The sequence below is a fragment of the Peribacillus sp. P4_C12 genome, from assembly GCF_056402095.1.
Genome location: NZ_JBFUIB010000078.1, coordinates 1 through 13,354, shown reverse-complemented (window position 1 = coordinate 13,354; position 13,354 = coordinate 1). Strand labels below are relative to the sequence as shown.

The following is a 13,354-nucleotide window of genomic DNA, read 5'->3' as shown; positions in this document are numbered from 1 at the left end:
GTGTTACTCACCCGTCCGCCGCTAATCTCAGGGAGCAAGCTCCCATCGATTCGCTCGACTTGCATGTATTAGGCACGCCGCCAGCGTTCGTCCTGAGCCAGGATCAAACTCTCCGAAGAAATGTTTGACTTGCTCATTTTGCTTTTTTAACAGTGTGTGCTCACTTAAAATTTAACGTTGGCGCTTTGTTTTGTTCAGTTTTCAAAGAGCAATTTCAGTGTCGTTTATCTCGTAAGCGACTTTATTATCTTACCATCCATTTAATCTTATGTCAACATTTATTTTATATTGTTTTTCCGATTGAATGTTATGGTTGTCGTTGTTGGCGACTCCTAATATATTATCAGTTTGTTTATTTCTCGTCAATAGTTAAATCAAGATTTTGCAAAAAAACATTAATACACTTCTAACTTATATATAGATAAAAGCCTCAAGACAATATCCTTGAGGCTTTTATTACCTTTAATATTCAATCAGATTCCCCTTAAATAATCCAGTAACCAATGGCAGCCAACGCCGCGACTCCCGGTATTCCAAGCAGACCGGCAACTGCTGAAGTGGCGAGATTAATGGGTACATGAATGCCCGCTTGATTCCCTAACGTATTTAAAAAAAATAGAAAGACCGCACCAATAATAATCTTTATTACCCCCTGCCCTAGAAACCGAATGGGTTTTATAGGTGCACCGATAATGAGGAGCATTAAGATCAAGCCTCCAATTACGGCAACAAAAACAACTGGTTCCACAACTCATTCCTCCCCGTAAGCTTGTACTACACTTATATGAAGGGAGTCCTGGCTTAAGAACTCAACCCAATAAAAAAGTGGTTATAAAGGGCATTCCTTTATAACCACTCTGTTGTTATCACCGTTGAATGCGGACGTTTCTTCTTTTCACTTCTCTAAATAAGTAAAAATATTTCACTTCCGCTAGTCTTGCTTGAGCAATTACTTCCTCAGATGGGTCTACGCTTTTTTCAAGTAAAGATTTTTGATTATGCCAATTCCGTTTCAATTGTTCAAGCTCTTCAATTAATGCCTCATTGAATTCATTTCGAAGTCGCTTTTTTTTACGAAAGAACAAGTGAAGTCCTCCCAGCTATCTTATATTTCTCTTCTTCCTTCTATTGCTTTTGATAGCGTCACTTCATCCGCATACTCCAGATCTCCGCCAACAGGAAGTCCATGGGCAATTCTTGTCACCTTAATCCCTGATGGTCTGAGCAGCCGCGAAATATACATGGCAGTTGCTTCTCCTTCAATATTAGGATTAGTAGCCAAAATGACCTCCTGCACTGTTTCGTCCTGCAGGCGCTTTAATAAATCGGGAATATTTATATCTTCCGGACCGATTCCGTCCATCGGTGAAATACTGCCATGTAGTACATGGTATAAGCCATTGAACTCTCTCATTTTTTCCATCGCTATTACATCTTTCGGGTCCTGTACGACACAGATTAAACTTCTATCTCTCCTTTGATCCTCGCAGATATAACAGGGATCCTGATCTGTGATATGACCACAGACTGAACAATACGTCAGATTCCGCTTCGCATTTACCAGCGCTTTTGCAAAATCCAAAACAGTATCTTCCTTCATGCTTAACACATGAAAGGCTAATCGCGCAGCCGTTTTCGGCCCAATCCCCGGCAATTTCATAAAGCTGTCAATAAGCTTGGAAATCGGTTCTGGATAATGCATCAAATTCCTCCTAAAAATTTCAAAAGAAACCTCCTGAAAGGAAGTTTCTTTTGAACTTGCTTAAAACATACCTGGAAGGTTCATTCCTTTAGTAAATTGCCCCATCGTCTGGTTTGTCAGTTCTTCTGCTTTTTTTAGTGCATCATTGGTAGCAGCTAATACTAAATCCTGAAGCATATCGATATCATCTGGGTCAACAACTTCTGGTTTGATGATTACATCGACTATTTCTTTATGGCCTGTCACGATAACTGTTACCATTCCACCGCCTGCAGTACCTTCAATCTTTTTTTCACCTAGCTCTTCTTGTGCCTCTGCCATCTTCTTTTGCATCTTCTGCATTTGCTTCATCATGTTTTGCATATTACCACCGCGCATACCCATTTTTCCTACCTCCAATTATTCTTTAATTTCAAGTAAATCATCGCCGACTAATTTTCTAGCCTCTGCTATAAAGGGGTCTTCTTCTTTTGATTCCGTTTCTTCTGTACCTTCGAACTGCTGTGTTGAAATAAAGTCCTCCCGCAACCTTTGCCATTGGCTCTCTGGAACTCCAGCTATCTCCATACGGCGACCAGTTAATTGCTGCATGATTGAGGCAATCACTTCCACGAAACGGTTATTTTCCATTGCCATTTGACAATGGATATCATATTTGAATTTTACCACAAAAGCCTCAGTTGACGCAGCAACAGGTTCTGCTTCCGTTAATAAAGCCGCTAATGACTTTTGGTTTTGCTGACCTAATTGTTCAAGTACTTCGCCCCACTTGCTTTTCACAACGTTCAAATCTGGTTTCGTAGCTTGTTTTAAAACTTGATTAATCTTGCCTGTCGGTGCTTTATAAGCCTTTTTAATAACCCGTTGTGATTTTGCCTGTTCTGCAGGCTTTTCTGCCACAGCCGCTGAGATGCCACTTCTCTGTATTTCCTGTAATTTAACTTCCAAATCCTCTATTTTCTGAAGCAATTGTTGAATCTGCCCATTGTCCATTTGATTTGGTCTTTGCTCATTACATAATTTCACAAGAGCCACTTCAAGGAAAATCCTTGGGTGATTCGTCCATTTCATATCCTGCTGTGTTTGATTGAAACTTTCAATAATGGAATAAATCGATTCAGAAGAGATGACTTCTGATAATTCTTTAAATTGCGGATCGATTAACACACGCTCAAAGGATTCAGCGAGAGCTGGTGCTGTTTGGTACAACAACATATCACGGAAATAATAAATCATGTCTTCAATGAACCGAGCTGGGTCTTTTCCCATAGCCAACAATTCATCAAGTACTTCAAGTGCCACTGCTACTTCTTTATCATAAATTGCCTTTGCCAACCGACTTAAGAATGCCTGCGAAACAGAACCAGTGACAGTCAATGCATCTTCTACAGATACCGTCTCTGAACTGAATGAAATTGCCTGATCAAGCAAGCTTAACGCATCACGCATCCCGCCTTCAGCTGCTCTCGCAATAATATGCAAGGCCTGTTCATCACATGAAACCCCTGTTTCAGCAATGATTTGAGCCATACGCCCAACAATATCCTGCGGCTGAATTCTTTTGAAATCAAACCGTTGACAACGCGAAATAATCGTTAGCGGAATCTTATGAGGTTCAGTCGTTGCTAATATAAAAATAACGTGCTTTGGCGGTTCTTCCAATGTTTTTAATAACGCATTGAAGGCCCCTTGTGAGAGCATATGTACCTCATCAATAATATAAACTTTATATGTAGCCGCATTCGGTGCATATTTGACCTTATCACGAATGTCACGGATTTCTTCGACACCATTATTGGATGCTGCATCAATTTCAATAACATCTGATATGGAGCCATCAGTGATTCCGCGGCAGGTAGCACATTCGTTACAGGGTTCACTTATCGGGGCATGCTCACAATTCACTGCTTTTGCAAGAATTTTGGCAGCGCTCGTTTTCCCTGTCCCACGTGGACCGGAGAATAAATAGGCATGCGAAACCTTTTGCCCGATTAGGGCATTCTGCAACGTTTTTGTTACATGTTCCTGCCCAACTACATCAATAAATTGTTGCGGCCGCCATACCCGGTATAATGCTTGATACCCCACGGAAATCCCTCCTTATTTTCTCCATCTTGTTTATTATACATTACTGATTTCCTTATTTTCAAAGTCAGCTTAAAGAAAACTCACTGATTGTCATATTCTTTTCAAAATTTCCAACTAATTTAACTTCTTAACGTGCAAAAAAACTCACCCGATACGAATGAGTTTTTTGATTATGTAAAATAACTGCCGTGCACCTTCTGTCGATTAGCAACCATAAGCGTTACTTAAGCAGTTAGCTCGGCCCAGGCAACCCTGCGGCACATGAGCACTTCCACTTAATGCTGCTTCCTTCCGGACCTGACATGGTTCATGGAGACCCATTGCGCAGGACCCGGGCGTCAACACCACTTACTTAAGGCAGACCCTACAGTACGCTAACCTCGAGAAGGAATTCAACCTCGCTAGAGCGGATTGCGAGTACAGGGCACCGCTACCTCCCCGTCTAGCACGGCAAATGTAATACCAATTTTCATAGCGTCTCATCGACGCATAATTCATTATACTAAGGTAACAAAAAAAACGCAAGCCTTGTTCATTGAACAGTCTATTTCCCTAATCTTTATAAAAGGAAAAAGGCACGCACATCAAGTATTCAGACAAGGTTATTTATTTTCTTCCAATTTTTTGAGTGCTTTCTCCTTTTTCAAGGTTTTCTTTCGATTCCTAAGCTCTCTAAAAAAGGCTGTCAGGATCCCTCCGCACTCGTCCCGCAACACACCGCTTGTAACCTCACATTGATGGTTGAAGCGTTCGTCTTGAAGTAAATCCATAAATGTCCCTGCACAGCCTGCCTTTGGATCATGGGCGCCAAAAACGACCCTTTTCACCCTCGATTGCAGAATAGCCCCAGCACACATAGGGCAAGGTTCCAACGTTACATAAAGTGTCGCCTTCTCAAGGCGCCAACTACCAAGTGAACCACAAGCCTCATTAATCGCAAGTAGCTCCGCGTGGGCAGTAGCATTCTGCTCTGTTTCCCGCAAGTTATGCCCCCTCGAAACTATTTGATCATCTATCACAATTAAAGCTCCAATCGGCACTTCGTTCAACATCTGCGCCTTTTCAGCTTCCTTTAAAGCCAATTTCATGTAATAGGCATCATCTTTCATAAAAAAACCCCCTCATATTAAGTAGGAGTAAACAGACAAATATAAGACAAAATAAAGGTCATACTACTTATTCTAATGAATAGTAACGCAAGCGACCTACCGGCTGCAAGTAAATTCAAACAATATAAGGAGGATATAACATGAATAAATCTACTTCCCCTTCCTTTGCTTTGCTTATCATTGATATAATTAATGATTTTAATTTCAATCACGGTGACATGCTCCTTGAACATACGAAGCTTATCATCGAGCCAATACTGAAGTTGAAAAAGCACATGAAAGAAAAGGGATTCCCTATCATTTATATCAATGACCATTATGATTTATGGCAGGCTGACTTCGATAAGATTATCGACACCTGTAAAAATAAAGGAAATGCTCAGCTAATTGAAAAAATCAAACCACAAAAAGATGAGTTCTTTCTCATCAAACCGAAGCATTCGGCTTTTTATGGGACCGCCCTTAATACACTGCTTAAACAACTGAAGGTGGAAACCTTAATTCTTACCGGCATTGCTGGTAACATCTGTGTGTTATTCACGGCTAATGATGCCTATATGCGAGAGTACCAATTATGGATCCCTGAGGATTGTATCGCTTCTGCATCAAAAGAAGATAACCTTTATGTGTTAACGATGATGAATCATGTTCTCAAAGCTTCCACACAAAAAAGCGGAGGCGTTTTGATTGAAAGACTCCACCCAACTAGGCACTGACATTCCACTACCCTCGCATGACACTCCTAAACTCTCCTTCATTAACACCGGACAAAAATATCACTTAAGCTTCAAGTCTGTGATACAATATCTCTTGGCTGAAACCTAATAAACTGGGAGTTTCAGTCCGATACCTCATTGAAGGAGGACAGAATGGATGAAAACCACCCCATTTATCACTGTCGAAGGTCCAATCGGTGTAGGGAAAACATCACTAGCAAAAGTTATCGCTGACCATTTCCAAATTTCACTATTAAAGGAAATTGTTGATGAGAATCCATTTCTCGGGAAATTTTATAACAATATCGATGAGTGGAGCTTTCAAACAGAAATGTTTTTTCTATGTAACCGTTACAAGCAATTAGAAGATATTGAAACGAAGTTCCTTACTAATGACCAAGCCGTGGTGGCTGATTACCATATATTCAAGAACTTAATATTTGCTGAACGTACGTTAAAAAACACACAATACAATAAATACCTTGAAATATTCAATATCTTAACTCGAGATATGCCGAAACCAAATATGGTTATTTATTTAAATGCAAGTCTGGATACTCTTCTGTCCCGAATCGGCAAAAGAGGCCGAGAATTCGAAAAAAATATCAGCTCCCATTATTTAGAGCAGTTATCTTCAGATTATCAAACATTTATGGAAACGTTTGAGAAACAGCACCCTGACATACCTGTTCTGACATTTAACGGAGATGAATTAGACTTCGTTGGGAATAGGGATGACTTGAACACGATAATCATCCAAATAGAGAATGCCCTGCAAAAAGGAGTACAGCCACATGAACTTACGAAAGAAGTATAATATTCCAAACAACGCCGTCATTACGATAGCAGGGACAGTTGGTGTAGGTAAATCGACCATGACCAATGCATTAGCGAATGCCCTACAATTTAGGACATCTTTTGAAAAGGTTGATACGAACCCCTACCTGGATAAATTTTACGATGATTTTGATCGTTGGAGTTTCCACCTGCAAATCTATTTCCTCGCTGAACGGTTTAAAGAGCAGAAAAAAATCTTTGAATATGGCGGCGGTTTTATCCAAGATCGTTCCATCTACGAAGACACAGGAATTTTTGCAAAGATGCATTATGAAAAAGGGACAATGAACGAAGTAGACTACGAAACGTACACAAGCCTATTCAACGCGATGGTAATGACACCCTACTTCCCTCATCCTGACTTGCTTATCTATCTCGAGGGATCACTTGATGATATCCTCGACCGGATCCAAGAACGAGGGCGGCCGATGGAACAGCACACTCCTATTGAGTATTGGAAAGAAATGCACGGCCGTTACGAAGAATGGATTGATCAATTTAATGCCTGTCCGGTCCTTCGATTAAATATAAATGAATATGACCTTAAGCAAGATGAGACTAGTATTGAATCACTTATAAAACGGATCGCTGAATATATGGAGCAAACCAGATTATTACGAAAAATATAAATAATAAAAAACCACCGGGAATCCCAGTGGTTTTTTATTATATTAGAAAACAAAAATTCCGTTACAGAGATGTAACGGAATTTAACGATATCCAATTTATGCGCTGTGGTTATTAATAAGTTATGGAGGAGGTAGAGGGATTCGAACCCCCGCGGGATTTGACTCCCCTGTCGGTTTTCAAGACCGATCCCTTCAGCCGAACTTGGGTATACCTCCGTATCAACATTTATTATAATACATTGAATCAAAATCAAAGTCAAGCACTCTTAGAACATTTTTTTAAAATAATTATTAAACCAAATAAAAAAAGATCAGTTTCTCTATTACGAGAAACTGTTCCTTTTATACTTTTGAAACATTATGGTTTAATGACTTCCACACCGCGCATATAAGGTCGTAATACTTCAGGGATGACAACACTGCCATCTTCCTGCTGATAATTTTCCAATAGTGCGGCAACTGTCCGGCCGATTGCCAATCCTGACCCATTTAGTGTATGAATATGCTCTGGTTTCCCTTTAACATCACGGCGGAAACGGATATTAGCCCGTCTAGCCTGGAATGCTTCGAAGTTACTACAAGAAGAAATTTCACGATACGTTCCATAGCTCGGGATCCAGACTTCGATATCATACTTTTTCGCAGCAGTGAAACCAAGATCGCCTGTACACATGCTTAATACTCGATAAGGAAGGCCTAGCAATTGAAGCACTTTTTCAGCATGTCCTGTAAGGTTTTCCAATTCTGCATAAGAGTCTTCTGGCTTTACAAACTTCACTAATTCCACTTTATTAAACTGGTGCTGGCGAATTAACCCACGAGTATCACGACCAGCAGAACCTGCTTCTGAACGGAAAGATGCACTGTATGCTGCATAGCTTATCGGCAGATCGTCTATGCTTAGGATTTCATCACGATGGAAATTTGTCACAGGCACTTCAGCTGTTGGAATCAAGAAATAATCGTCGCTCTCAATACGGAAAGCATCTTCTTCGAATTTAGGTAACTGACCTGTGCCTGTCATGCTTGCACGGTTCACCATATATGGAGGCAGCATTTCTTCATATCCATGTTCTTCAACATGAAGGTCAAGCATAAAACTAATTAACGCACGCTCTAAACGAGCACCGAGGCCTCTATAAAAAACAAATCGGCTTCCGGTCACTTTTGCTGCCCGTTCAAAATCAAGGATTCCTAAATCTCCAGCCACATCCCAATGTGGTTTCGGTTCAAACTTAAATTGCGGCAATTCGCCCCATTTACGGATTTCAACATTATCATCTTCCGTTTCACCCACTGGTACACTTTCATGTGGAATATTAGGGATAGAAAGCAGCAGCGTTTCTAACTGGGATTCTACTTCACGAAGTTCATCATCAAATCCTTTGATTTGATCACCAACCTCACGCATTTCCACAATCAACTGGTCTGCATCTTTTTTCTCCCGTTTCAATACAGCTACTTGCTGTGAAACTTCATTCCGTTTACTTTTCAGTTTTTCTGTATCAGCAATTAAAGATCGACGCTTCACGTCTAACTCTTCAAATTTACCTAAATCAGTTAAATCTTCTCCTCTAAATTGCAGAACACGTTTCACTTCTTCAAAATTATTTCGTACATATTTCAAATCCAACATTTACAGTTCCTCCTCATTTATGATTTGATAATTTATCAGAGAACGCAAAAAACTCCCGTCCCCTGAAGAAGGGACGAGAGTTAACCCGCGTTGCCACCCTAGTTGAAGGCATATGAAAAACACCTTCCACTTATCACGATAACGGCTTTTAACCGAAAGTAATTACTGACCCAATTAAGGTGTTCCATACTCTGCTCCAGGAGGGATTCACAAAACTCTAACACCGATTTCCACCAGCCATCGGCTCTCTTTAGAAAGAAATATTTGTTACTATATCCTGTCATGGCTTTCTCATAATCAAATTCTTTTCCATAATGTACTATAATTTTATACATTACGCAACCGTTTTATACACGAAACTTAAAACCAGCCTTTTACAGTAGAAGATACACTGCTCCATACATCACCAAAGAATCCACCAACTGCTCGCATTGATAACACAAACCAGTTTGCTTTTTCAACAGATTCTGCAGCTACGACGTCAACTTTCGCTGAATCCCCGTTAATATACCCGTAATCTTTACCACTTTTAGGAGTAACAGTGATGTAGCCAACTTTCTCACCTTTTTTGATTGGTGCAGTCAACTTACCGTCTTTGTCCAATTTGTTTTTATCAATCACTAATTCTGTTTTATAGTTTTCTTTCTCACCATTCTCAACAAGCAGTTCAATCGCTTTTTTAGATTGGATATTAACATTTTTCTCCTTACCTTTAACTACCGAAAGGGTTTCTTTCCCTTTCACTTGGTAATTGGCAGGAAGAATTTTTTCTTTTTCAAATGTTCTATATGCATAGTCCATCAGCTTAGTACTATCCCTGAAGCGTTCATTTTTTGTAGTAGACTTCATAACCACTGTAATATAACGTTGACCATCTCGGATAACTGTCCCCGTATGACCATAACCGGCAAAGTCAGTAGAACCTGTTTTCAAACCGTCTACACCTTTATATTCAAAAATCAGACCAGGTAACATCCAGTTGAAGTTTGGATACTCTTTCCCATCACGGAACTTCAATTTAGAAATGCTGGCATACTTTAATACTTCCGGATAATCATTAATAAGACGATAAGCAAGAAGTGCTGTATCAGTTGCTGTCATTACATTTTCTTCATCTTTTTTACCAGTAGGATACTCCCCTAACAAATTAGAGTTATTCAAGCCGCTGGCATTGACGAATTTATGGTTTTTCAGACCTAGCTTTTTTGCTTTTTCGTTCATCAATTTTACAAAATTCTTTTCACTACCTGAAACTAGCTGAGCTAAGGCTACTGTCGCTGCATTTCCTGAATAGACAGCCATTGCTTGATATAGTTCCTTAACTGTATAATCTTCACCTTCTGTTAAACCAACATTCGACAAATTCGGTGCTTTTGAAAGATCATGTACATACTTATTTATTTTAACTTTTTGATCCCAAGTGATTTTCCCATTTTCAATTGACTCCATTATGATATATTCTGTCATCATTTTTGACATGGATGCAATCCCTAATACTTTATCGGCATTTTTTTCATACACGATTTGTCCTGTTTTACCATCTATAATGATGGCTGCCTCTGCCTTTAAACCTAAATTATCAGATTCAGCTTCAGCTTCCCCCGGTTGATAGGCAAATTGCGACATAACAAGAACAAAAACAAAAGTGAAAATGAGGGTAATCTTGCTGATTTTTTTCAATTTCCAATACCTCCAACTATTAAGCTTATCTCTATAACAAAAGAAGAAACTCTATCTATTTCCCTTAATCCTTGTTTAGTTTATCACAGAAGAAATAAAAAAAATAGACAGAGTCATCGGAGACCCTGCCTATTTTTACTTTAAATTTTAATGACAATTATAAGTTAAATTTATTACAATGAATAGTTCGGCGCTTCTTTTGTAATTTGAACATCATGTGGATGACTTTCCCTTAACCCCGCACCAGTCATTTTAATAAATTGAGAGTTTTCTCTCAAATCTTCTAATGAAGCTGTACCGCAATATCCCATTCCTGAACGAATACCACCGATCAGTTGGAAAATAGTATCTGAAAGAGGTCCTTTATATGGAAGGCGTCCTTCTATGCCCTCTGGAACAAATTTCTTATTATCTTCCTGGAAGTAACGATCCTTAGAACCTTTTTCCATTGCTGCAACAGAACCCATTCCCCGGTACACTTTAAAACGGCGTCCTTGGAAGATTTCTGTTTCACCTGGGCTTTCAGTTACACCGGCAAGCATACTTCCAAGCATGACTGCGTGACCACCTGCGGCTAGAGCTTTAACGATATCACCCGAGTATTTAATTCCGCCATCAGCGATAATTGTTTTTCCATGTTTCCTTGCTTCTGTTGCACAATCGAAAACGGCCGTAATTTGAGGAACGCCTACACCAGCTACAACTCTTGTAGTACAAATAGATCCTGGTCCAATTCCCACTTTAACAACATCGGCTCCTGCTTCAATCAGTGCTTTCGTTCCTTCCGCAGTAGCCACGTTACCAGCGATGATAGTAAGTTCAGGATATTTTCCACGAATCTCCTTTACTGCGTCAAGGACGCCTGCTGAATGACCATGAGCAGTATCAAGTACAATTGCATCTACTTGAGACTTAACAAGCATTTCTACACGCTTCATTGTATCTTTAGTCACACCGACAGCAGCACCTGCGAGTAATCTACCTTGCTTATCTTTTGCTGAATTAGGGAACTCAATGACTTTCTCGATATCCTTGATTGTAATAAGCCCTTTTAATACACCGTTATCGTCTACAAGAGGGAGTTTTTCAATTTTATACTTTTGAAGAATTTTCTCGGCTTGTTCCAAGTTAGTTCCAACTGGAGCTGTAACCAGATTCTCTATTGTCATAACACTAGAAATCTTCAAGGAAAAATCGGAAATAAATCGCAAATCACGGTTCGTAATAATACCAACAAGTTTTTGATCCTGTTCATTATTAACAACTGGTACACCCGAAATACGGTATTTACCCATTAAATGCTCTGCATCAAACACTTGGTGATCTGGTGTTAGGAAAAATGGATCTGTAATAACACCGCTTTCTGAACGTTTTACTTTATCAACTAATTCAGCTTGTGCTTCAATCGACATATTCTTATGAATAATACCTAACCCACCTTGACGAGCCATAGCAATTGCCATCTCTGCTTCTGTTACGGTATCCATTCCTGCACTGATGATAGGAAGGTTAAGCTTTAAATTCTCGGCTAAGCTGACTTGAAGGTTAACATCTTTCGGTAAAACCTCTGATTTCGCTGGAATTAATAGGACATCATCAAAGGTTAAACCTTCTTTTGCAAATTTATTTTCCCACATAATTTTCCCCTCCTGCTTAAAAATATTATTTGTAGGTTATCAATAGGACATACTACTGTCAAGAAGAGAAATAAATGTTAGATTATTCTATCAATTCAAAGGAGAGGCTGCAATGCCTGAAAACAATGATAATTTCGATAAATATACGCCTTTTTTTTCTGCATCTTCATCTCAACTTTTTTTACAAAAATGTTACACACATGAAAAAATAGAAGATGCAGAAATAAAAAGTTACGAAAACTGTTATCCTTTTATATACCATCTTGAACATGCGAAAACCTATTATAACCAGGCTGCTATAGCACCACTTTCCATCCAACCAATTTTATCCTTTTATGGATTTACCCAATTATTAAAGGCCTGTCTACTTACCATTGATCCCAACTACCCGGAGTCCACTTCGTTGCTTGCTCATGGGGTAACTACAAGAAAGAGAAAAAAGCAACAATACGACTTTTTAAAAGATGAGGTAAAAACGCAAAAGAATGGACTTTTCACCTGTATTGCTGAAAAAATATTTAATTTAAAACATATGGAAGGTGAAAAATTTTCTATGGGAACATTATTAAAGGAAATTCCAGATATGCAAAGCCTTGCATGGAATATTTCCCGTAAAAATTTTATACCTCTGTTACCTTCTTCTGATGGTTTTCAATTGCCTTCTACCATATTGGATAGCTATCAAATGACTAGTAGCCGCTTCGAGGAGTTTTTGACATCAAAAATAAATCATATATATCACCTTACAGAAACTCCTGGAAAACTGCTAATACAAACAGATAAAGTTCTTGTTTATAATGCCCCTTCTCCTATACGGTATAACTTGATAGAGGAACAATTCATGTTATCCCTCAATAAAAGTTCGTCAGCTTTTTTATTACCTGAACTTTTAATTCATTATTTAATCTCTTATAACCTAAGTATAATAGCCCGTTATGAAACAGAATGGTGGGCAGAGTTGATGAAAACTATGCCTAATGATGATTACCCCTGTATAGTGCAATTCCTTAAAATAAGCCAATCTAAGGTACCATTTTTAATATTTGAATGGATTAGGTCTGAAAGGTTCAACCCCTAATTATTCTAACTACCTTCCAATAGGAAATGACTTATGGAAAATCTGATATACGAAAAAGACCAGCCAAGGATGGCTGATCTTTTTGAATGGCTTGGCGGCGTCCTACTCTCACAGGGGGAAACCCCCAACTACCATCGGCGCTGAAGAGCTTAACTGCCGTGTTCGGAATGGGAACGGGTGTGACCTCTTCGCTATCGCCACCAAACAATAAAGGAACGTTGTTCCTTCAAAACTAGATAGAT

At 39.2% G+C, this 13,354-nt stretch carries 13 protein-coding genes, 1 tRNA gene, 2 rRNA genes, 1 other RNA gene and 1 other annotated feature; of the genes, 4 read left to right on the top strand and 13 right to left on the bottom strand.

Going from position 1 to position 13,354, the window contains the following annotated elements:
- The 8 genes from AC1DUW_RS12855 to tadA form a co-directional block, all read right to left on the bottom strand.
- Positions 1-119, bottom strand: a 16S ribosomal RNA gene (locus AC1DUW_RS12855); the annotation flags it as partial.
- 365 nt (positions 120-484) lie between these two features.
- Positions 485-748: a pro-sigmaK processing inhibitor BofA family protein gene (locus AC1DUW_RS12850; RefSeq protein WP_053348885.1), complete on the bottom strand. Its 264-nt coding sequence runs from the start codon at positions 746-748 to the stop codon at positions 485-487.
- Positions 749-866: 118 nt separating this feature from the next.
- Positions 867-1,085, bottom strand: coding sequence for a YaaL family protein (locus AC1DUW_RS12845; protein WP_053348886.1), 219 nt, complete (start codon positions 1,083-1,085; stop codon positions 867-869).
- Positions 1,086-1,105: 20 nt separating this feature from the next.
- Positions 1,106-1,702 (bottom strand): recombination mediator RecR, encoded by a 597-nt coding sequence (gene recR, locus AC1DUW_RS12840; protein WP_053348887.1) that lies wholly within the window; start codon positions 1,700-1,702, stop codon positions 1,106-1,108.
- A 60-nt stretch (positions 1,703-1,762) separates the two neighbouring features.
- Complete coding sequence (locus AC1DUW_RS12835; protein ID WP_053348895.1) at positions 1,763-2,080, bottom strand: YbaB/EbfC family nucleoid-associated protein; 318 nt, start codon at positions 2,078-2,080, stop codon at positions 1,763-1,765.
- Between the two features lie 21 nt (positions 2,081-2,101).
- A complete protein-coding gene (gene dnaX / locus AC1DUW_RS12830) occupies positions 2,102-3,790 on the bottom strand; it encodes a DNA polymerase III subunit gamma/tau (protein WP_053348896.1) in 1,689 nt (562 codons plus the stop codon).
- Positions 3,791-3,976: 186 nt separating this feature from the next.
- Positions 3,977-4,241, bottom strand: an RNA gene (ffs, locus tag AC1DUW_RS12825) — signal recognition particle sRNA large type.
- A 151-nt stretch (positions 4,242-4,392) separates the two neighbouring features.
- Positions 4,393-4,899: a tRNA adenosine(34) deaminase TadA gene (gene tadA / locus AC1DUW_RS12820; protein WP_252433923.1), complete on the bottom strand. Its 507-nt coding sequence runs from the start codon at positions 4,897-4,899 to the stop codon at positions 4,393-4,395.
- 140 nt (positions 4,900-5,039) lie between these two features.
- Between tadA and AC1DUW_RS12815 the strand changes: the two genes are divergently transcribed.
- The 3 genes from AC1DUW_RS12815 (at position 5,040) to AC1DUW_RS12805 (ending at position 7,081) form a co-directional block, all read left to right on the top strand.
- Complete coding sequence (locus AC1DUW_RS12815) at positions 5,040-5,615, top strand: cysteine hydrolase family protein (protein ID WP_477642683.1); 576 nt, start codon at positions 5,040-5,042, stop codon at positions 5,613-5,615.
- Positions 5,616-5,772: 157 nt separating this feature from the next.
- Positions 5,773-6,432 (top strand): deoxynucleoside kinase, encoded by a 660-nt coding sequence (locus AC1DUW_RS12810; RefSeq protein ID WP_252433925.1) that lies wholly within the window; start codon positions 5,773-5,775, stop codon positions 6,430-6,432.
- On the top strand, positions 6,410-7,081 hold the full coding sequence (locus AC1DUW_RS12805; RefSeq protein WP_053348891.1) for a deoxynucleoside kinase: 672 nt from the start codon (positions 6,410-6,412) through the stop codon (positions 7,079-7,081). Before AC1DUW_RS12810 ends, AC1DUW_RS12805 begins: the two co-directional genes overlap by 23 nt.
- A gap of 123 nt (positions 7,082-7,204) precedes the next feature.
- Here the strand turns inward: AC1DUW_RS12805 and AC1DUW_RS12800 are convergent.
- The 4 genes from AC1DUW_RS12800 to guaB all read right to left on the bottom strand — a co-directional run bounded on the left by AC1DUW_RS12800 (position 7,205) and on the right by guaB (position 12,034).
- Positions 7,205-7,297: transfer RNA gene (locus AC1DUW_RS12800), tRNA-Ser, on the bottom strand.
- Between the two features lie 142 nt (positions 7,298-7,439).
- Positions 7,440-8,717, bottom strand: a complete 1,278-nt coding sequence (gene serS / locus AC1DUW_RS12795) for a serine--tRNA ligase (protein ID WP_053348892.1) — start codon at positions 8,715-8,717, stop codon at positions 7,440-7,442.
- A 66-nt stretch (positions 8,718-8,783) separates the two neighbouring features.
- Positions 8,784-9,010 (bottom strand) — a binding site (T-box leader).
- Between the two features lie 67 nt (positions 9,011-9,077).
- Entirely contained in the window at positions 9,078-10,397 is a 1,320-nt protein-coding gene (locus AC1DUW_RS12790; RefSeq protein WP_236695048.1) for a D-alanyl-D-alanine carboxypeptidase family protein, read from the bottom strand.
- A gap of 173 nt (positions 10,398-10,570) precedes the next feature.
- Positions 10,571-12,034 (bottom strand): IMP dehydrogenase, encoded by a 1,464-nt coding sequence (gene guaB, locus AC1DUW_RS12785; RefSeq protein WP_053348893.1) that lies wholly within the window; start codon positions 12,032-12,034, stop codon positions 10,571-10,573.
- Positions 12,035-12,146: 112 nt separating this feature from the next.
- On the opposite strand from guaB, the gene AC1DUW_RS12780 reads away from it, so the two are divergent.
- Entirely contained in the window at positions 12,147-13,112 is a 966-nt protein-coding gene (locus AC1DUW_RS12780; RefSeq protein ID WP_053348894.1) for a YaaC family protein, read from the top strand.
- An 89-nt stretch (positions 13,113-13,201) separates the two neighbouring features.
- On the opposite strand, the gene rrf is transcribed toward AC1DUW_RS12780, so the two are convergent.
- Positions 13,202-13,317: ribosomal RNA gene (rrf, locus tag AC1DUW_RS12775) — 5S ribosomal RNA — on the bottom strand.
- Positions 13,318-13,354: the final 37 nt, after the last annotated feature.